Origin of the sequence: Chitinophaga sp. RCC_12 (assembly GCF_041360695.1) — a bacterium.
In the GTDB taxonomy this organism is placed as follows: domain Bacteria; phylum Bacteroidota; class Bacteroidia; order Chitinophagales; family Chitinophagaceae; genus Chitinophaga.
In genome coordinates this window covers 123004-143651 of sequence record NZ_JBFUPS010000001.1, presented here as the reverse complement: position 1 = coordinate 143651, position 20648 = coordinate 123004, and the positions used below count along the sequence as shown (strand labels likewise).

The following is a 20648-nucleotide window of genomic DNA, read 5'->3' as shown; positions in this document are numbered from 1 at the left end:
CGTTGTATAAAGGTTAAATTCTCCTGTTATGCGCCTTTCACTCTATTACCTGGGTATACCCCTGCTGGCTCTGTGTGCCTGCCAGGGAGGTATGAACAAAGAAATGAGAGACTATGCAGCTACTGCTGATTCTACGTCTTTCTCCAACGACATCACAAAATTGAATTCCGCTTCCCGCAAAAGAGTAAAGTCCGCCGATGTGCGGTGCCGCGTCAGTGACGTGTTCCAGGCTACCTCCCGTATGGAGCAACTGGTAACGCGCCTGGGCGGAATTGTAGTGGAAAGCAACCTGCAGAATGAATCCGTACAACATTTCAGCGTGCCTTATTCCACCGACTCGGTGAAGAGTGTTCAGCTGTACACGCCCACTGCCAACCTCACACTGAAAGTGCCGGTGGAACACCTCGACTCAGTAGTGTATTCACTCACTGCCATCGCAGGGTTTATTGATCACCGCGTGGTGAAAGACCAGGATATGACCCTGAAATACCTGGCCAATGCGTTAAAGAATGAGCAACAGGAAACACAGGAAGCGCAGCTGAGTAAGGTTACACCTGCAAAGAAAGGTACCACGCTGGATGTGGTGGAGTACAAAGACCAGAAAGCCGCTGCCGCCATCGACCGGCAGATGGATAACCTCGTGATCCTCGATGATGTGGCTTATTCCACTTTTACGGTGCAATTGTTCCAGCCACAGGTAACCGACGAGCAGGTGGTGATTAATCCCGACCGTGTAACCCGCGCCGGTTTTGGTACAGAGCTGTTGGTGGCCCTGCGCAACGGCGCTGAAATTTTCCGCAACATCCTGCTTTTCTTTATACAGTTATGGCCTTTCCTGCTGGCAGGTGCATTGGGCTGGCTGGCCTACCGCAAATTATTATTACGTAAGCATTAGCCTTCAGCAAGAAACGTTTCCAGTATTTTATTGAACTCCGCCGGTTGTTCCATCATGGGTGCATGACCACACTTGTCTATCATTACCAGGGTGGCATGCGGCAGGTAACGCCTGAATTCCAGGGCTACTTCCGGCGGAGTAATTTTATCTTCCGTTCCCCAGATCAATAATGTTTGCACCCGAATTTCCGGTAGTAGCGCCGCTACATAATTACGGTTGGCAGATTTCGCCATCCTTACAATGCAGATGCATTTCTGTGCATCAGTAGTAGTTTGAAATACTTCTGCCACCAAGGCATCGGTAGCAACTGCGGGATCGTAAAAAGTGTAGGCCACCCGTTCTTTTATATATGCATAATTGCCCCGCTTAGGATAACTACCCATGCTGGTATTTTCATACAAACCGGAGCTGCCCGTAAGAATCAACCTGGCTACCCGTTCAGGAAAGCGGTGCGTGTACAGGATGGCTACATGCCCCCCCAGTGAATTGCCCACCAGGATTACGTTTTCGAGCCCGGCCTCCCGGATGTATTGATCAAGAAAATCGACGAGGTATCCCAGCTGATCGCCGGCCTGCGCCCCGTAAATCGGAAGAGGTGGAATGTGTATATCGTAATGCGGCTGAAAACGTGTAACAACGCCTTCCCAGTTGCTAAGTCCGCCGAAAAGTCCGTGCAATAAGATCATGCTTTGCTTCATATCTTTTTTGATACAAAACTATTACGGGAAAAATTGGGCGGCCGTGATCTCAGTCACAAAAGTTACGGGTCCGGTCCAGCAGGAATAACCGTGCCCTGCTCAGCGCTTCCCGGCTGATATACAGGTACCGTGCAATATTGGTGAGTGATACTTTTTGTATGATGGCGGGGCGCCGTTCCAGCAGGAACCGGTAACGCTGCAGCGGACTTTTTAAAGAAAGGATGTACTGGTGTTCGGACTGCTGTTCCAGCAGTTCCTGGTACAGCTGCAGGTTTACATGCAGCAGGTTCATGTGCAGGTCGTACAGGGGCTGCAGCTTTTTGATATTTATTCTCAATATTACGGCGTCTTCCACGGCAATAATGCTGATAGCGGAAGGCGCTTTTCTATTATAGCTTTCACAGTTGGCGAGAAAATCATCTGCGAAGCCGAATTTTACGATCTTCTCATTTCCTTCTTCATCCAGGATAGCGAATTTGAACATGCCGGATATAACAAAAGCAGAGTAGCGGGCTACTTTGCCGTACCTCAGGAAGGCGTCTCCTTTTTTTATGTGTTTTACGGTGGCAATGTTATCCAGCAGCTGCCACTCTGCCTGGGTTACTACCGGGTATTTTTTCATGAGCCGGTCATACCAGGCGGGCAATACATGATCCATAGCGGCATTGTTTGCCTGCAAGATAATAATTCACCGTTATTTTTCTCTCCAAATAAAAAAGCAGCAGGGATATGTCCCCTGCTGCAGGTTGATGATATACTAGTTGTCTTACTTAGCCTGGTCCCGTAATGCTTTTATCTGGTCGTGCGAGCGTCTCAGCTCTGCTTTTTGTTGTGTCAGGAGTTCCTTGATGTAAGCGGGCAGCGTTTCATGTTCTATCGCATCTTTATAGGCCCGCTGTGCAGCGTCTTCCCCGGCTTCGCAATTGGAGAGCACTGTTTTACGGTCATGGCCGGTGAATACTGCTTTTACATCCATCCAGGCGCGATAAATTTTACCGCTGGCTGTGGTACCGGAGTCCATTGTTCCGCCGTTGGCCTGTACTTCATTACCGAGTGCATTTCTGAGCTGGTGACTTTCCGCAATCATATCGGTAAAAAGAGGTCTCAGATCGGCATTACCTTCTTCCAGTTCTTTCAGCGCTTTTTCATAACCTGCAATGCGATCGTTGTTGATAGCAATCAGGTCGTTCAATACCTCGTTAGTGGCAGTTGGTGTGATAGTTTCCATGGTAATTTTTTTTAGATGTACCAGGTATCCACCATAAAGCATACCAGTACCGGCGGGCAGTGGAATGATGCTACTGGCAAGGGAGAAGCGGTAAGGTGCTTTTATAAAGTAAAAAAAGAAGTGTAGAAGCGTTTAATCATTCTGTGGCAGAACTTCGCAGGTATTGCGGACGGAAATGTGGTACACGGCCGTTTCCTCAAAACGGGAAGCTACCACGATCTGCGTACCGTTAGCGTGCTGGTCAAAAAGTTCCTGTACCAGCGCGGGACTGTTATTATCCCGGGAAAGATGGGCCAGCAGGAGATGGCTCATAAAAGGAGGGCGGTAGGTAGTAAATATTTCCAGGGCCTGTTTATTGGATAAATGTCCTTTCCCACCCCGGATACGCTTTTTCAGGTAATAAGGATATCTGCCTTTGTCCAGCATCTCTTCGTCGTAGTTCGCTTCCAGGAAAGCGGCATGACATTGTTGAAAATGACGGATCACATGCTCGCAGGGAGCGCCGATATCCGTAAAGATCCCGATGGTCACGGCATTGCCGGCTACAATAAAACTATGGGGCTCGGAGGCGTCGTGATGTTTGGGGAAGGCAGTCACCGACAGGGTACCAATCTGTACCGGTTCGTAAGGGTTAAACGTCATCACCAGCTGTTCTTCCAGGGTGAGGCCGCCATGTACCATTGTCATGTTGGTAATATATACCGGCAGGCGGTATTTTTTTGCCAGCACGGTTACGCCCCGGATATGGTCGATGTGTTCATGTGAAATAAATATCGCTTTTACCTTGTTCATGGTAAGTCCCAGGCGGGCCATCCGTTTTTCGGTTTCCCTGCACGAAATCCCTGCGTCTACCAGCACGGCTTCACTGTCGTTCCCGATGTAATAACAGTTTCCGTTGCTTCCCGAATTCAATGATGTAATAAATAGCGACATGTGGGCAAAGGTAAAATTTCAAGTCGAGATTTGCTGAGATGGGTATTTTAATATGCAACGATGTTGCAGATTATTTTATTTGTTATATTTGTTTTATTATGTTTGCAGGATATAACGAACCTGATCCTGATGCTCTTTTTACACTGGGGTGTTTCCCCCGAAATTTTCCGTATCGGCGGTTTTGCGCTGCGGTACTACAGTTTGGGCTTTATGCTGGCTTTTGTGGCCTCGTATATGATATTGCGGTATGTATTCCGGCGGGAGCGGCAGTCGCGCGAAATGCTGAACCGGTTGCTGGTATATATCATCACCGGTACGTTGCTGGGCGCGCGCCTGGGGCATTGTTTGTTCTACGACTGGGCATATTACCGGGAACATCTTTGGGAGATCATCCTGCCATTTACCTTTTCGGGTGGCCAGTTTACTTTTACGGGCTACCAAGGACTGGCCAGTCATGGCGCGGCCATCGGGATTGTATTGGCTTCCGTGCTTTTCAGCTACCGTTTCCGGGTGCCGCTTATGTGGCTGCTGGATCACCTGGCGCTGGTAGTGCCGCTGGCAGGCGCGCTGATCAGGACTGGCAACTTCTTTAATTCCGAAATTATCGGTACGCCGGCCACGCTGCCCTGGGCTGTGGTATTTACCAGGGTAGATGATATACCGCGTCATCCGGCCCAACTGTACGAGGCGCTGGCATATCTGCTCATTTTCGGATGGCTGTGGTTTTTATACCGGCATCGCCCGGAGCCTGGTAAATTGTTTGGCTGGCTGCTGACGGGGGTATTCAGCGCCCGCTTCCTGATCGAATTTGTGAAAGAAAACCAGGTGGCTTTTGAAGCCGGCCACCTGCTGGATATGGGACAGTTACTGAGCCTCCCGCTGATTGTGTTGGGTATTTATTTTTTAATTTTTTATAAGCAGAGATATGGATAGGGATGAGCGTATAAAGGTGTATATATTGACCGGGTTCCTTGGAGCGGGCAAAACCACTGTGCTGAATAGTTTGTTGCGGCAGTTCACCGGGTATAATAATATTGTGATCGAAAATGAGTTTGGAAAGGTGAATATAGATGCCGGCCTGATCACCGAAAAAATAGACCAGCTGTATGAACTCACCAGCGGCTGCATTTGCTGCTCACTGGATAACGATCTGCTGGAGGTGTTGGGAAACATCCTGCAAAAAGAAGAACGGCCGGATCATGTGTTTATTGAAACCACCGGTATTGCCGATGTGGGCAACATCATCGGTATGTTCCACATGCCGGACGTGCAGCGGCATTACGCGCTTGCGAGCACCGTTTGCGTGGTGGATGCGGAAAATATTTTTGAAAGATTGCAACAGGTGCCGGAAGCCGGTAAACAACTTTCCTGTGCAGACGTTATCATCATCAATAAAATAAAGCAGCTGGCGGTACCGCAACTGATTTATCTTTCCCAACAGCTGGAGCAAATGAACCCGCTGGCGTTTATCACCACTTCAGAAGATGGGTCTGTTGCCCTGAAGGAATTGCAATTCCCGGAGAAGCCGGTAGGCGCCGCTGTTTCGGCTGTTGCGCCGGTGAAGCATCCGCATAAAGTGAACACGGTACTGTTTGAATCGCCGGAAGCCTTTGACCTGAACATGCTGGTATTTGTACTGGATTTTCATTTCAATGCTTACCCGGACCAGCTATACCGTATCAAAGGGTATATCCGGGTAAAGGATACGCCTGAAAAAATGCTGGTACAATCTACCGGGAAATACCTGCACATACAACCGGCAGGAGAGTGGGGTACTGCCACTCCATCTTCCACACTGGTATTTATCGGGAAAGAATTAAAAACACCTACTATCCACCGGATACTCACACCGGCGCTGAGAAAATAATTTATGGAAAAATCCGGTAACGGCATCTTTCCTGAAATTCATTGTTATGATCAGCGCCCGCGGTTTTACCACATTATTGATAGCTACCCTTACTTTACCAGCCACCTTCGTATATGCCTGGCCGTTGGGAAGCGGATTGTCCGTACTGTCGGCAACTATCCCTGAGCTTCGGTTTTCCAATGGAGCAATGCCTCCTGCGTCTGTAGGCGGTTTGCCGCTTCCGGCGGGATTTACACGTGTGCCGCAACCGGCCGGCAGTTTTGGCGCCTGGCTGCGGTCCATGCCCCTGAAGGGGGATAACAAAGTATATCTTTATAACGGGCATTTAAAGGGTAATCAACAGGCACAATATGCTGTACTGGATATTTCTACCGGCAACAAGGACCTGCAGCAATGCGCGGATGCCGTGATCCGCCTGTATGCGGAATACCTGTATCAAACCAAACAGTTGGGAAAGATTGCTTTTCATGCCACCGATGGTACGCTGATGGATTACAACAGCTGGATGCAAGGCGACCGGTTTGTATTAAAACAGAACCGCCTGGTGAAAGTAAGAAAGGCTGCGGCATGCAGCGGGCCGGCCTGTTTCAGCAACTACCTCGAAACCGTATTCTCCTGGGCCGGTACCTTATCACTCAGCAAGGAACTACTACCGGTAAAGGATACACGTAAAATACTGCCGGGAAATGTGTTTATTAAAGGTGGTTCGCCCGGTCATGCGGTGATTGTAATGGATGTGGCGGAAAATGCCGCCGGGGAAAGGATTTTCCTGCTGGCGCAGAGTTATATGCCTGCGCAGAATATCCATGTACTGAAAAATCCGGGTGGTGCCACGCCCTGGTACCCGGCCGGATTTACGGGAAAACTGCTGACACCGGAATGGGTGTTCGATGCCGGGGAGCTGGCACAGTTTCGGTAAAAAAGTATGCCTGTTTACAAAGCTTGTAAACAGGCATACACTTATTTAACCTGGTCAGGTATGTGGGAAATATTCGTTTTCCACTTCACCATCTGCATATAATTTCAGGATAGCGTAACCGGGAGGCGTTTCAAAGTAATAACCTTCACCGGCAGATTCCTTATCGCCCTTTTCCCACCAGAAGCCGCTCATGGCGCCATTGCAGCAATAGCGTACGCCATTGTACACTGCGTTGTCGGAAAGATGATTATGCCCGCTGAGGCATACCTTTACTTTATCGCGGTGTTTGAAAAAGAGGGCTTTCAACCGCTGATGATCGGAGTGGCCGCCGCCTACAAGGATGGGGGTAATTCCAAGGATCGGGTAGTGCGACATCAGCAGCGTAGGCGTTCCGGCAGGCAGCTTTTGGAGCTCCTGTTCCAGCCACTGGTACTGTTCTTCGTCCAGTGCAATTTTTTCATTGTTGCCATCCAGGATAATGAAGTGCCATCCTTTGCGGGTGAAGCTGTAATAGCGGTGCGGAATATTGAGCCGCTTTACTACATAGTCTTTCCCATACATGCTGTCGTCTTTGGAGGGCGCCTTCCACCAGGTATCATGATTGCCGATACAGCTGTAGAGATCATATGATTTCAGGCTGCTGATGCATTCATCCCAGATCTGCCAGAGTTGTGTAACCCTTTCCCTTTTTACGGTATCGTAGGAGGCGTCGAAGATAGAGTCGCCGCCATTGAGAAAGAAATCCACCTTTTTGGTTTTTATTTCCTCCAGGCATTTTTTAAATCTTGCGGGTGCGTTGAGGTCTTCACGTATATGCACATCCGTTATATGCGCCACGGTTAGAACCGGTGTACGTTTGCCGCTTGCAGCCGCTTTCACGGCGGCCGGTCCCAGCAGGGTGCCGGCTGCCAGGAGCCCGGTGTGTTTGAGGATATCTCTTCTGTTCATAATCATGTTTATTGCCAGTCGAAAATCTGTTTCAGTGCAGGATTCAGCGCTACCTGCGTATAGGGTACCGGGCGGTAGTAATACTTGGGTTCCGTGAACTTGCGCAGGTTGGTTTCCGTTACCAGGGTGCCACCTGCAACGCCATTTTTCAGATATACGGTTACGTTTTCCCCGATGCTGCCGGCTTTATAGTAAACCAGCGTGATACCAAGGGAGTTCTTTTCCTTTTTATCTTCGGCAGGAATATCTGTGCTTTTATCTATCAGGATAATATCTTCCACGCCATCGCCGGTAAGGTCAAATTTGCCTAAGCCGGGGAAGTACATACCTTCCGGGATTTTCTCCAGCAGTTTACCAGCATGCCATCTCATAAGGTCGTCATAGCGGTAGCCTTCCATAGCAAACTCGATTCTTTTTTCGCGACGTATTTCCAGCAGCACGCCTTTCATGGCGCCGGTTACATCCGGGTATTTTGCGGCCTGTACGGGATCGGGGGCTGCATTGCTGGCGGCCAGGTTCAGGGCAGGCATGCCGGCGCGGGCACGCAGCAGGTTTACGGACTGATCGAGATCGGTTTGCGTGAGTGTATTTAGTTCCGCTTTGGCTTCTGCAAGGGTAAGCAGGGCTTCCGCGTAGCGGTATATGGGGAAGTCAACGCTGTTGGCAATCACATTGTCGTTGCTGTTGACATATCCCTTTAGCTGATGGTAGCCGGTGAAGTTTTTATTCAGCCGCTGAATATACGGCCTGGTATCGCTGACGCGGGCGAAGCCGGGTCCTGCGAGGGTTTGGCGCATGCGTGGGTCCCGGTTCTGGAACTCGGCTACAAAAGTCAGCTTATCATAACCGGGGATATCGGTGAAGCGTTTACCATCTTTCATCAGGTAGGTTTGCACCAGGTCGCGGGAAACGGATTGTTCATAATCCCCGAAAACGTTCCCGTTGATATTGCCGCCACGCCCTTTGTTCAAATCGTAAATATTGGTGAGGATCACTTCCTTGTTCAGCAGGAGGTCCTGGCTGGAAAACAGGGCAGCATAATCCTGGTCGGGTTTACCGGTGTTGTAAATGGTAAAGTTGCCGGAGTTGATAATATCCTGCGCCTGTACCCGTGCGCTGTCGAGGAAGCGTGCGGCGGTGCCTGCGAGGTTTAGTTCCGGGTGATATTTACGGTAAGTCCCTTCAAACAGGGCGATACGGGCGTAGAGCATTTTAGCGGCCCACAGTCCTGGTGTGCCGGCAGGTACGCTCGCGCGGATGTGCGTAGTGGCAAATACCAGGTCGGCCATCATACTGTCTACCACCATGGTGCGGGGATCGCGGGCTTTGAGCAGGTCAGCATCGCCGGGATTCAATGTCCGGCCATACCAGGGAACATCTGAATAGCGGGCGATTTTATTAAAGTAAAACCGGGCGCGGTAAAACCTGGCCAGCCCGGCATAATGATCTTTGATGTCCTGGGTAACAGCGGCCTTGTTGTAATTGTCGAGGAAGTAATTCACATCACGGAGCCTGTTCCACTCCCAGCCGCTGGTAATGGTTTGGGAGCTGGGAGAACCGATCATGATATTTTTTATTTCCACAGCAGCAGTAGTAGCGGCGTTGTCGCTGTTCTGATCCCCGAGGTATTCATCGGTGCCTGCCTGGTTAAGAAGTCCGTTCATATAGAGGGAAAGGTCTTCTTCGGTTTTAAAGAACAGTTCAGGAGAAATAGCATCCTGCGGATATCGATCGAGGAAATCCTTTTTGCAGGAAGCGCTGATCACCATTACCCCGATAATTATATAGCTCGTAAATTTTTTCATGTTGCAATGTTTAACGTTCCGGTTTTACAGGTCAAGATTTAATCCTACTGCATATTTGCGCTGGTAAGGATATGCCCATCCATAGCCATCAATAATGGATTCCGGATCCAGGTACTTTTTGATGGAGGAGAATTCAAAGATGTTTTCACCCGTTACGTAGATGCGTAAGCGATTGATGTGATAACGCCTGGTGAGCGATGCTGGCAGGGTGTAACCCAGTGTGACATTTTTGATACGCAGGTATGCTGCATTCAGCATGTATTTAGATTGCGGAATATCCAGCCCTTTTTTATCATTGTTATCTGCGAGCCACGACTGTAACACCGGGAAGTAAGAATTGGTATTGGCATCTGCCAATCCTGCTTTGATATAGGATTCGCTGTGCTGAGCGCGGGTAGCTTCGTTGTCGGCGGTAGCCCGGTAGTAGTCGAGGTTCCAGGGGTAAATGCTGGCGTATGGCTGTTGGTACGGCCCCCAGAATAAATAGTGATGCGGGTAATAGTCCATTTTCCCGATGCCCTGGAGGAAAACAGAAAGATCGATGCCATTCCAGTTCATGTCCAGGTTTACGCCAAAGCGGTAATGCGGGCTGGTGTTACCGATCACCTTCAGGTCTTTGGGATCTTTGGCAGAAATACCCTGTTCAATTTTGCCGTTGCCATCCAGGTCTTTGTACTTAGGCCATCCTTCTACGATTTCGAGGGCGCCCCAGGGGATGATGGCAGATTGATCCAGTTTATTGATCTCATCTTTATTTTTGAAATAGCCGTCGTTGGTGAGTCCCCATATTTCGCCATAGGTTTGACCTTCCCAATACTTTGAGCCAAACAGTTGCTGGTCGTTCTTAAAGCGGGTGATTTTTGTTTTATCATCTGATAAAATAACCTTTATTCCGAAGCCCAATGGTTTGGAAGCGACGTTAAAGTCGTTGCGGTAACCAAGGCTTAGCTCCCATCCGCGGGTGGACAGATCGGCCACGTTTTGGTTGGGAGCGCGGGTGCCCAGTACGGCGGGTAATTCCTGGCCTGCCGCCAGCATGCCGGTGGTGTTACGGATAAAGTAGTCGAAGCTGGCCTGGAATTTATTCTGCACAAAGCCCATATCGGTACCCACGTTGGTGGTGGTTACTTTTTCCCAGGTGTAGTTGGCTGGGTCTACCTGCAGGGAAGGTGCGCCGGTGATGACGGTTTGACCAGCATTGCCACCTATCAGATAGTCTGATTTTTGGGTTTTCAGCGTTTGCAGATAGCCAAAATAAGCTACGCTCTGATTACCCAAACTACCATAAGATCCCCTGAATTTGAGGGTGGAAATTACCGGCAGCGTATTCCGCATAAAGCTCTCTTCGCTGGCGATCCAGGCCGCAGATACAGAAGGGAACATTCCCCAGCGGTTGCTGGAAGGGAAGCGGGAAGACCCGTCGTACCGTCCATTTGCTTCTATGATATAGCGGTCTTTAAAAGTGTAATTAATTCTCCCGAAAAAACTCCGGATGGCATACGAATAATATTCCGTACCTACCGCCGGATCACCACTGGTAAGCGCGATGTAGGGGAGGGAGGAAGAGATCAGGTTTTGCTTGGAGGCATTGATCAGCTGCCATTCATAGCTTTCCTGGTTGTAACCGGCCAGTAAAGTGATGTTGTGTACTTTACCGAGGGTTTTGTGGTAATTGGCAAAGAGATCTATTACATCATGACTGATCGTGCCGTTATTCTCCGTCACCGCGCCGTTACCACCTTCCTGGCGGACATCGTCTGGTCCGTAGCCGATCTTATATTTTTTCTGGTCGATGTGGTATTTCCAGAGCTCTCTTTTGATGCTGGCGTCGCCGGTGATGGTGAGTTCATTGTTAAGGAAAGAAGCTACGCCGCGGATGATATCCTGGAAACCAAAACGGGTTTGGGTGTTGCGGCCTCCGTCTACCAGTTTGGCAGCTAAATTTCCTGCGGGGGTGTTAGCCCAGGTGCCGTCCGGGTTCACGGCTACCTGGGTGGGTTGCAGGTAGTATACATCCGTGATGTTATAAGCCGGTGCGTCGGCTTTTGTCTGGTAGATGTTCATGTTATTATCTACCTGTAACCATTTGATGGGTTTAAGGCTGATTTTTCCACGCAGTCCGTAACGTCCCCAGTCGTCTTTTGCCAGTTTATTCAACCCGTTTTCTTTGGTATAGTCGGCAGAGAGCAGGTAGCTGATGGGTAATTTCTTCGCTGTTTCTGCGCTTCCGCTGAGGGAAATAGCGTGATACTGGGAAAAATTATTTTTACTGAAGAAGTAATCATTCCAGTTGTTGCTGCCCATGTACGCCCATTTGGTAGGATCGCTCGGATCAACGCGGGTATCGGGCAGGGAAGGGTTTTCGGATCTTTCTTTTGCCCATTTATAATACTCGTCGGAATAGTTTACATAGTCCCACGGCGTATTATCGGTAGCTGTTTCCAATACGCGTGAGTAAATATAGGGATCGGTGATAGCGTCCGGCATAATGGTGCGGCGCGACATGGCGAAGTAGTTACTATAGCTGACGGTTTGTTTGCCGCCGGTGGTGCCTTGTTTGGTGGTGATGAGAATAACGCCGTAGGCCGCGCGTGCGCCGTAAATGGCGGCAGAAGCGGCATCGCGTAAAACGGAGATAGAGGCGATATCTGCGGGGTTAATACGTAAGAGGTCATCCATTACTGCGGCAATACCATCAATAACGATGAGCGGAGCAATATTACCATTAGAAGAAGCGATACTGGCCACCCCCCTGATATTGATGGTAGGCGTTTGTCCGGGCCGGCCGCCGGGGTAGCTGATATTCAGCCCGGGACTGAGACCCTGCAAGCCCTGCATCACATTGGCAATGGGGCGGGCAGCCAGTTGTTTACCGGAGATCTGGTCGATGGCGCCGGTTACGTTCAACTTTTTCTGCGTACCATAACCTACCACAATCACTTCTTCCATAGAATTTTTTGACGGTTCCATGGTGATGGTGAGGGTTTCCCGGCCGCTGAGCGATACTTCCTGCTGATCGAAGCCTACATAGGTAAGCACGAGGATGGCATTTTCAGGCACCTTTAATTCAAAGTCGCCTTTTGCATCTGTAACAGTGCCTATGGACGTGTTTTTAAGCCTTACGCTTACGCCCGGCAATACCTCGCCGGTAGGATTTACTACATGTCCTTTTACCAGGTTGTCTTTACTCACCACCGCCTCCGGGGCAATCACGATCAGTTTGTCGGACATTTTCCGGAAGTGAAGGGAGGTATTGCTGAGGATTTCGTTCAATACTTTGTCGATAGACCAATCTTTTGCATCGATGGATATTTTATGGTTTAACGGAAGATTATCATCGTTATAAACAAACCTGTAATGGCTGTTCTTCTCCAGCAGGGTGAGGGCTTTATCCAACTGCACCTGCGTGAGCTTCACTGTTATGGTGGATTGAGAATGTACCTTTGCGCTTACGTGTAAACAGGCAACGGTGACAAGCAGCATAGAAAGCTTCATAAAAATTAACAGTTTATACAACCTCCGGCCGGGCGGAAGCCAATTGTCCACTGTACTTTTTTTCATACATTTGTTTTGTTGGTTAATTAATTTGTTGATGGAAAGTTTACCCAATACAAAGCTGTTAACCGATATTTACACGGGGAATGGTGCGAACATTTCCCGTTTTTTTTCGGTTTTAAGCGGTCCTTGATAAATTAGTAATTACTCGTTGTTCAGACTGTCAGTTTGATTTTTTTACAGGTGAAAGAAATGTTAGTCAATCCATATTTTGCCTTCTGCATCTTTATGCCAGGAAAACGATAAGGTTGTCTCCAGTGCATTCAATACTTCTTCCAGGCTTTCTGATTCGAAAACACCGGTAAAGTAGAGTTGTTTTTTACGGTTGTCGCTAAAGTTGATCTCCGCTCCATACCACTGTTCCAGCATATTTACTACTCTGTCGAGCTGCATATGTTTAAAGGCCAGTTTGTTTTGTACCCAGGCCGTTTCCGGAATGATGCTATCTCTTAATGTGGTGAGTTTTGTTTTATATACAACGACAGGGATATTTACTGTGGTGGTGTTTTCTGTTGTTACGGCTGTTGCCGGGTGTACTGGCACTGTTAATTTTTCGTTGGGCTTCAGCGATACTACCTGGCTGGAAGCGTCATTCAGCACCACTTCCACGGAGCCTTGCACGAGAGACGCTACTGCACTGTCTTCCTGCGGATAGGCCCTTACATTAAAGGAGGTACCGAGCACCCTTACATTAAAGGCTTTCGTATGAACGCGGAAGGGGCGTTCCGCATCGGCGGTTACCATGAAAAAGGCTTCTCCTTCCAGGGTAACTTCCCGTGGCTGATGTGCGGCGAATTGTTGGGGATAGTCCAGTTTACTGCCGGCATTGAGCCATACCCTGCTACCATCGGGTAACAGCACCTGTGAGCGCATGCGTTTGTCGGTAACCAGCTGTGATAAAGCCGGTGGCAGTTTTGCTTTTTGTGTGTACTGCCAATATCCGCCCAGGGCGAAGAGCAGGAGAAGTCCTGCTGCGATGCCGCTGTACAGCAACCATCTGCGTCCCCCTGCGGGCGTTTCCTCATAGGGCGTAGTGTCGGGCAGGTTTTGCAGGCGTTGCTGGTGTTTTTCCAGTTGCAGCTGCACCTGCATTGGTGTGTATACTTTACCTGCCGGTGCCCAGTTTTGTGCAAACACTTCCCGAATGTAGCTGGCATCCGGGTATTGCTGCAGCAATTGTTCCAATGCAGCAGCTTCTTTTTCAGTTAATTCGCCGGCCATTTCGCGGGCCAGCAACGCATAAAGTTTTTCCTGATCCATAGTGTCAGTGAAGAACAAAAAGGCGCCTGTTTTAGTGTAGGAGGCAATTTTGTTCCTGCATCTATAAGAAGGACAAACTAAACAGTGAAAGTTCCCTAAAGGAAATCAAAAAAAAATTATGAGTCCAGCCGGAGGTAGGTTTGGGCGGTTTCGTCGGAGAGGTCGAAGCGGATGGCCTGGGATATTTTTTTAACGGCGATGGTGAGTTGTGCGTCTACCGTCTTAGTGGAAATATTCAGTAGCTCTGCTACTTCGCGGTAGCTGAGGCGGTCTTGTTTTATTAAGCGGAAAATCAGCTGGCAGCGGGACGGCAGGCTGCGGATAGCTCTTTCTATTTTTTGAGATACTTCGGCGGATACCATTCCGTTCTCTGCATCGGGGGCAATGGCGAGCATGTCTGTATTCAATGCATCCAGTGAATGATGCTGATGTCTTTTCTGTTGGCGGAGCGTGTTCAGGGAAAGATTTTTGGTGCTTACATACAGATATACCACCGGGTTTTGTACATGCGACAAATCATTTCGCTTTTGCCACAATGAAAGAAATACATCCGACACAATTTCTTCTGCCAGATGGAATGATGAAACAATGGATGCAGAAAAGTGTATCAGCCGGGCACATAATGCTATGTATAATTCATTGTACGCCTGGATACTGTTGTCATAGCAGACCCTTTCAAAAAGCCCTTTTATCTGCTCATTTTCTCTCATGGCGCAAAAATATATAAATCGGAATAAGTCTGTTATTAAGTGTTTGTTACGGTTTTGGTTGATCCGGCATTCTTTTCATAATTCAATGGACAGCAATATATACATTTCCCCCGGTATTCCATGAGAGGGTTCATAATAAACGTTTTACTTATCTTTACCTATTAGCATGACCGATTCTCCATCCATAAAGTTATCCGTTCTTACCGGGAAAATCCAGCAGGCGCTTCAACAGGTGTTTGCGGAGCAAACTTATTGGGTAGTGGCAGATATCACCAATCATTCTTACTACCAGCAAAAGGGATATCATTATTTCGACCTGGTGGAAAAAGAAGAACATGCGGGCGGTATTGTGGCCAAAGTTTCGGCGGTTGCCTGGGGAAATGGCGCTATCCGGATAAAGGAATTTGAAATTGTTACCGGGCAGCAGTTTAAGAACGATATTCACGTATTGGTAAAGGTATCTGTAGGATACCATCAGGTGCATGGATTGCAGATTACGCTGCTGGATATAGATACCAGTTTTACGGTGGGATTGCTGGAGCAGCAGAAGCAGCAAACCCTGTTGCGGCTTACCACTGAATGCGCCGATTATATCCGTAAGTCGGGCGACCGCTATATTACCCGCAACAACCAGTTGCCGTTGCCTGCTGTGATCCAGCGGCTGGCGGTGATTACATCCGGCAACTCCGCCGGGTACCAGGATTTCCGGCACACACTGGAGCACAATCATTTCGGGTATACCTTTAAAATCGACAACTATTTCACCGTAGTACAGGGGGAAACAAAAGCGGAGCTGGTGCAACAGCGGCTGATAGACATCTACCAGCGCGGGGTGCCATACGATGCCGTGGTAATTATCCGTGGGGGCGGTGCGCAAACCGACTTCCTGATCTTCGATACTTTTATCCTGGGCAGGGCGGTGGCAAAGTTCCCTATCCCCGTAATCACCGGGATAGGGCATCAGAAAAATGAAACCATCACGGATATGATGGCGCATACCGCCACCAAAACGCCTACCAAAGCGGCGGAGCTGATCATTGCGCACAACCGGTTGTTTGAAGAAGCGGTGGTCAATATGCAACAGCATATTATTATCCGTTCGCAGCAGTTGTTTTCCGCGCATTTCCAGGCATTATCTTATCTCAACAATGCGATCATTAACCAGTCGCGGACACTGCTGGCCAATCATAAAGAAGCGTTGCATGCGCGTAATAACGTGGTGTTGCATACTTCGAAGTCGATATTGCTGAACCGCCACCGGGAGCTGATGACTGTATCCAACGCGGTGTTATCTAAACCGCGGATCATTGTTTCCAACCGGCTGAATGACCTTGACAATATGGTGGGTCGTTTCCGTTCTTTCAGCAGGTTATTTATTCAAAGCAAAAGGGGACAGGTAGCGCATTACGACTCCCTGTTCAAACTGATGAGTCCTGCTAGTATCCTGAAACGCGGCTTTGCCATTGTATACCAGGACGGGCACATTCTTCCCGATGCCACCTCCCTTCAGCCCGGAAGTCATATCACGGTGCTGTTGCAGGATGCATCGCTGGAAGCAACTATTACTGAAAAAAATACTGTACATGAGCCAGGAACTAACATATGAAGCTGCCTATAATGAATTGCAGCTGATCGCTGAAGAAATAGAGAATGAAGCTGTTTCGGTAGATCTGCTGGCAGAAAAGGTAAAACGGGCGGCTATTCTTATTGAATTTTGCCAGCAAAAATTACGCGCCACCGAAACGGAGGTGAATAATATTATTAAACAGATGGAGGGGAATAAGTAAGCTCCTTACCAGGTAGCCATGGGGGCAAACCTGCTTCGCAGTGGCTTAGGACATACCTGGCGCATGCCTTATTCATGGAGGAAACACGGAGGTGATGTGGAGGTGACGTGGACTTGATCCGGGAACCTTCTGCTGTAAAGGATTTGAGGCCAGTGAAGCGATGGTGTTTAGACAGAAAAGCTGTCTTCTCCCTAGAAAACCTCGTTAATGCCAAAGTAAAAACCCTGCTGATCTTTTCCCCTGCCATAATCCAGCCGGATATTGACTCTTTTTTTAAACTCCCACCGGTAACCGATGCCATAGCTGACCAGTGACTGGCGGAATTCAAACTCATTGAAGCGGGGAAACACGTTGCCACCACCTACCCATAGGGCCAGACCACTGCGGTTGTAGATCTTCTGGCGGAGTTCCACCTGGGCGGCCACGTAGTTTTTGTCGCGGAACCGGCCTTCGTAATAGCCCCGGAGACGGCTGGAGCCACCGGCTTCACCGAGCAGGCTCCAGGGAACATCGCCACTGCGTTCTTCTGCATACAGATCGGTGGCCAGCACGGCGCCTTTCCATAGTTGTTTGTACCAGTCGAACTGCAGATCCAGTTGCGAAAATACGGCTTTATTGCCCAGCATCGAGGGGAAGAAACGGTATCCCAACCGTATATACATGCCTTTGTAGGCATTGGGAATAAAGTCGCGGGTGTCGTATACAATAAACGGGCCGGCCCCGATGCCGAGAACCTTTCCGGGAACCATCAGGGGTTTGCCGCCGGCAGTATCCAGTTTTTTGGTTTGTACGTTCTGGATTTGTGTGCAGAGGCCCACGAACAGGTTTCCATTCACGTTGATGCTGAAGTCGGCCTGGAGTTTTTCTGTGAGCTGCACGTATTCTGTATAGTCATCTTTGCGGCTGCCGGCTTCATAGCCGATGCCCCAGTATTTATTGGGCCGGGAGCTGAAGGAGGCCTTTAATGCGAGCCGGAACCGGTCGTGCGGAAATATAGTGGTGTTGCTGATGCCGATTCCATAAAAGCCGGTGAGGGCGCCGGAGGCGTATACGGCGGCGTTGGAAACGGGCAGCAGGGAGTCGGTTCTATCTGTTTTGTATTGTGCGGCCATCATTACGGCCAGTCCGAAGCTGGTTTCGGGGGTGTATACGGGGCCGCCGATGAAGCTGAGGTCTACTTTTTTCTTTTTCTTTTCTACGTTGGTATGCTGGAGGTAATACTTGATGTTATCAAAAAAACCTTTGGGCGCTGAGATGGTGGCTGTTGAGTCTGCCGTGCTTTCCTGCTGGGCATACCCTACAGCAGGTGTAACCAGTAGCAGTAGTAGTAAAATCTTTCTTTCCATGTATGACAATGGAATGAATATAGGACGATTTTCAGAAAATTGACGTGGGGGTATGCAAAAAGTGTGTTAAAACATATAACGGACAGCAGCACGGGCTGGCCCGGCTGCTGTTGTTTTATAGGGGGGAAACAAATTAATCGATGAGCAATTGTGTCACAGCGGCGGTATTCAGGGCCCATTGCATGGTATACACTTCGTCGGCGTTTGTGTCGCTGGTTAGTTGCAACTGCTGGGCCTCCGCTTTAGCGGCTAACAGCTGGCCAATGCTTAGTTTGCTGTCCAGTTTTTTCAGGATAGCCTGTACATTGGCGGTGCTGAGGTCCTGTATCATCTGGCCATCAAAAGCCATTTCCAGCCAGATGATTTCCCGTGCGGCCACGTCCAGCACACCGAATACGAGTCCTTTGGTTAATCCGCCGGTGACGCGCACCATGTGATCCACGCAGGATGGGTCGTAGGCTACCCCTTTAGGCGATACCTTCATTGGGTGCTTGCTGTTCATCCATCCCAGTACCAGGTTCACGGCGATGGCGCCCTGGCTGTAGGCATTGCAGGTGAAAGTAACATACTGTGCGCCGGCCTTGGCCAATGCAGGAATGTCTATTTCAATGTATTCCGCTGTACCCACTTTTTCCGGTATGGAGCGGATATCGCCGCTATGGATACACCCGGTTGTTTTCAGATATTGGAAGGAGCAGGTATCTGTACGGTTGTTTTCGTAGGCAATACGGCAGCTCAGGTCCATATCCAGGTGTTGGGCGGCTAACCCTTTACCCCATTGCATGAACAGGATGATTTTATCGCCTTCCACCTTAAACCTGGTACCCATTAACGCGCCCGGCAGGTCTTGTACCTGTTCGCTGCGGTCGCCGATGGCCACCGGTATTTTATACAGCTCCGGTGCAATGTAGATGCTTTTGGCAGTGGTGGCCACGGCGGCAAAGCGTTTCTTCATGGCGGAGATGCAAAGGTCCGTTACGGCCTGTTGCATTTCCAGCAACTGCTCTTCTTCATAGATGTTCAGCTGCCGGTTGGCCGGGATGCTTTTCCCAATACCTCCCAGTGGCTTCACTGCACGGGTGGTGGATTTATCAAAATAATACCCTGCGTACATCTGCAAGGTCAGCAACAGCCGGGCCGGCACTTTATCCGTAATTTCCGCAAAGGCGGCGGTTACCGCTTCCGGTCCGAACCACAGCATGTTGGCAAACAGCGAGCGGGCAAAAAGACCCGGACGTTGTTTCAGTAGCTGCAGCGTGGTAGCTTCATCATAGCGCAAACGGTAGTAGTTCACGCGTTCCTGCCATACGGTATAATCCTGGCGGTAGAACCGGTCCATCAGTTCACGCAATTTACCAAACCCTTCACGTTTGCTGAACTCCGCCAGGCGCAGGGCGCGGATGAAGCGTACCCACATTCCACGTTGCGGGTGCATGGTTTCGCACATGGTGGTTACCTCCATTTCCAGGCTGTTCAGCCAGCGCGCGGCTATCAGTCCCTGCTGACGGTTGTATTTCAGTTTCAGGGCCGCAGCCGCTGATGCCGTTTGTACCGTAGGGTAAATATCCGGGCGGACCTGCCGCTGGTTTTTGGTTTTCCGTTTAATGATCACACCGGGTTTGATCAGCTGGAGGAACCCGGTATGTTTGTACCACAGGTAACGGAGTATATCCGTTGGCGTAGTAAACAGTTTTCCTGCCTGTTCCGCTTCATCTTTTTCGATCAGCACATCTATTACGGCCATTATGGTTTCTTTCATCCCGATTTTTACTGCCGGTAGCGGGAAGATATGCATCAATGCTTTCAGGCTTTCCACCTGTGTAGCATCCAGTGCGGTTTTGGAGGTCAGCAGATCTTCCAGGTATTTGGCCGCCAGTTGGTCGTCCCAGCGTTTCAGCACACGGATCTTGCTTCCCTGGCCCATGTTTTCCAGTTCGCCGAATTCAAACGGGGTCCCGCAGTAAGGACAGCCGTTATATCTTTCCAGCGGAAAAGTATTGGGAGGAATAATATGGCCGCATGGAAGTGTAGTACCAGGACCGTTAAATATATTAGTGAAATAAGTGACCAGGTGATCAACGAATGATTCATTGGTAGGCACTTGCCAGTTTTTTATCAGCGGGGTCCAGTTGGTGTTTACGCCCATCACTTCCCGGAATGTTTCCAGGATAGTAGCCTGGTAAGCCGGTGTGGTATGGTTCAGGGCATGCAGGAGATCTTCCGTTACGCCGAATCCCAGTTTAGCGAGATTGGCCACCAGCAGGCCGGTTGCAGGGGTGATATGCGAGGTGTTTTCATCTACCACTGTTTGTGGAATGTAAATCGCCTGTTGTCTTAATCCTGTTCTTAATAAAGTGTTCATTGTAATGGTAATTAATAATCAGATAATTTTGCTGCTGTTTATCCAAAAATGAAGTAAGCAACAATTGACCTCGATTCGTAAAGCAGGCTGGATTCGAACCAGCAACTCCGGATTGGAGTCTGGAAGTAAGTTTCAATTGACCCTCTGGTAATTTTAAAACTAGCGACCGGTGTTCAACCATTGAACTACTGCTTTCCCATCTTCTGCGTTAATTATAAATGTGCTTTAGGTTCGTGAAGTAACATTTATTTGACCGCTTCGGATGACACAAAGATGCGCATGTATCTGCGCAGTATACCTGCGCACTTAAATATTTATTGAAAAATAATTTTAAA

The 20648-nt window shown here is 49.2% G+C and carries 17 protein-coding genes and 1 tRNA gene; 6 read left to right on the top strand and 12 right to left on the bottom strand.

Annotated features, from left to right (window positions below; genetic code table 11):
- Positions 1-28: 28 nt before the first annotated feature.
- Positions 29-895 carry a DUF4349 domain-containing protein gene (locus tag AB6805_RS00545; RefSeq protein ID WP_370907508.1) on the top strand — a complete coding sequence of 289 codons (867 nt, stop codon included), beginning with the start codon at positions 29-31 and terminating at the stop codon, positions 893-895.
- On the opposite strand, the gene AB6805_RS00540 is transcribed toward AB6805_RS00545, so the two are convergent.
- The 4 genes from AB6805_RS00540 to AB6805_RS00525 all read right to left on the bottom strand — a co-directional run bounded on the left by AB6805_RS00540 (position 892) and on the right by AB6805_RS00525 (position 3754).
- Positions 892-1581, bottom strand: a complete 690-nt coding sequence (locus AB6805_RS00540) for an alpha/beta fold hydrolase (protein ID WP_370907507.1) — start codon at positions 1579-1581, stop codon at positions 892-894. The genes AB6805_RS00545 and AB6805_RS00540 overlap by 4 nt on opposite strands.
- 61 nt (positions 1582-1642) lie before the next feature.
- The gene (locus AB6805_RS00535; RefSeq protein WP_370907506.1) at positions 1643-2251 is read right to left on the bottom strand and encodes a Crp/Fnr family transcriptional regulator; all 609 of its coding nucleotides are present in this window, start codon (positions 2249-2251) and stop codon (positions 1643-1645) included.
- A gap of 108 nt (positions 2252-2359) precedes the next feature.
- Positions 2360-2821, bottom strand: coding sequence for a PA2169 family four-helix-bundle protein (locus AB6805_RS00530; protein ID WP_370907505.1), 462 nt, complete (start codon positions 2819-2821; stop codon positions 2360-2362).
- A gap of 132 nt (positions 2822-2953) precedes the next feature.
- The gene (locus AB6805_RS00525; RefSeq protein ID WP_370907504.1) at positions 2954-3754 is read right to left on the bottom strand and encodes an MBL fold metallo-hydrolase; all 801 of its coding nucleotides are present in this window, start codon (positions 3752-3754) and stop codon (positions 2954-2956) included.
- Positions 3755-3856: 102 nt separating this feature from the next.
- On the opposite strand from AB6805_RS00525, the gene lgt reads away from it, so the two are divergent.
- Genes lgt through AB6805_RS00510 form a run of 3 tightly spaced genes read left to right on the top strand, consistent with a single transcriptional unit; the run spans position 3857 to position 6540 of the window.
- Positions 3857-4687: a prolipoprotein diacylglyceryl transferase gene (gene lgt, locus AB6805_RS00520; protein ID WP_370907503.1), complete on the top strand. Its 831-nt coding sequence runs from the start codon at positions 3857-3859 to the stop codon at positions 4685-4687.
- The gene (locus tag AB6805_RS00515) at positions 4680-5621 is read left to right on the top strand and encodes a GTP-binding protein (RefSeq protein ID WP_370907502.1); all 942 of its coding nucleotides are present in this window, start codon (positions 4680-4682) and stop codon (positions 5619-5621) included. Before lgt ends, AB6805_RS00515 begins: the two co-directional genes overlap by 8 nt.
- Before the next feature lie 46 nt (positions 5622-5667).
- Positions 5668-6540 carry a DUF4846 domain-containing protein gene (locus AB6805_RS00510; protein ID WP_370907501.1) on the top strand — a complete coding sequence of 291 codons (873 nt, stop codon included), beginning with the start codon at positions 5668-5670 and terminating at the stop codon, positions 6538-6540.
- Between the two features lie 54 nt (positions 6541-6594).
- Here AB6805_RS00510 and AB6805_RS00505 read toward each other — a convergent pair whose 3' ends face one another.
- The 5 genes from AB6805_RS00505 to AB6805_RS00485 form a co-directional block, all read right to left on the bottom strand.
- The gene (locus AB6805_RS00505) at positions 6595-7488 is read right to left on the bottom strand and encodes a metallophosphoesterase (protein WP_370907500.1); all 894 of its coding nucleotides are present in this window, start codon (positions 7486-7488) and stop codon (positions 6595-6597) included.
- An 8-nt stretch (positions 7489-7496) separates the two neighbouring features.
- Complete coding sequence (locus AB6805_RS00500) at positions 7497-9293, bottom strand: RagB/SusD family nutrient uptake outer membrane protein (protein WP_370907499.1); 1797 nt, start codon at positions 9291-9293, stop codon at positions 7497-7499.
- A 24-nt stretch (positions 9294-9317) separates the two neighbouring features.
- Positions 9318-12788, bottom strand: a complete 3471-nt coding sequence (locus tag AB6805_RS00495) for a SusC/RagA family TonB-linked outer membrane protein (protein ID WP_370907498.1) — start codon at positions 12786-12788, stop codon at positions 9318-9320.
- Positions 12789-13043: 255 nt separating this feature from the next.
- A complete protein-coding gene (locus AB6805_RS00490) occupies positions 13044-14108 on the bottom strand; it encodes a FecR family protein (RefSeq protein ID WP_370907497.1) in 1065 nt (354 codons plus the stop codon).
- A gap of 116 nt (positions 14109-14224) precedes the next feature.
- On the bottom strand, positions 14225-14818 hold the full coding sequence (locus AB6805_RS00485; protein ID WP_370907496.1) for an RNA polymerase sigma-70 factor: 594 nt from the start codon (positions 14816-14818) through the stop codon (positions 14225-14227).
- Between the two features lie 166 nt (positions 14819-14984).
- Here AB6805_RS00485 and xseA point away from each other — a divergent pair, with 166 nt between their 5' ends.
- Complete coding sequence (gene xseA, locus AB6805_RS00480; protein ID WP_370907495.1) at positions 14985-16424, top strand: exodeoxyribonuclease VII large subunit; 1440 nt, start codon at positions 14985-14987, stop codon at positions 16422-16424.
- Positions 16402-16605: an exodeoxyribonuclease VII small subunit gene (gene xseB / locus AB6805_RS00475; protein WP_370907494.1), complete on the top strand. Its 204-nt coding sequence runs from the start codon at positions 16402-16404 to the stop codon at positions 16603-16605. Before xseA ends, xseB begins: the two co-directional genes overlap by 23 nt.
- A 191-nt stretch (positions 16606-16796) precedes the next feature.
- Here xseB and AB6805_RS00470 read toward each other — a convergent pair whose 3' ends face one another.
- The 3 genes from AB6805_RS00470 to AB6805_RS00460 form a co-directional block, all read right to left on the bottom strand.
- The gene (locus tag AB6805_RS00470; protein ID WP_370907493.1) at positions 16797-17951 is read right to left on the bottom strand and encodes a BamA/TamA family outer membrane protein; all 1155 of its coding nucleotides are present in this window, start codon (positions 17949-17951) and stop codon (positions 16797-16799) included.
- A gap of 133 nt (positions 17952-18084) precedes the next feature.
- Positions 18085-20313 carry a hypothetical protein gene (locus AB6805_RS00465; RefSeq protein ID WP_370907492.1) on the bottom strand — a complete coding sequence of 743 codons (2229 nt, stop codon included), beginning with the start codon at positions 20311-20313 and terminating at the stop codon, positions 18085-18087.
- 78 nt (positions 20314-20391) lie between these two features.
- Positions 20392-20508 (bottom strand) — tRNA-OTHER (locus AB6805_RS00460).
- Positions 20509-20648: the final 140 nt, after the last annotated feature.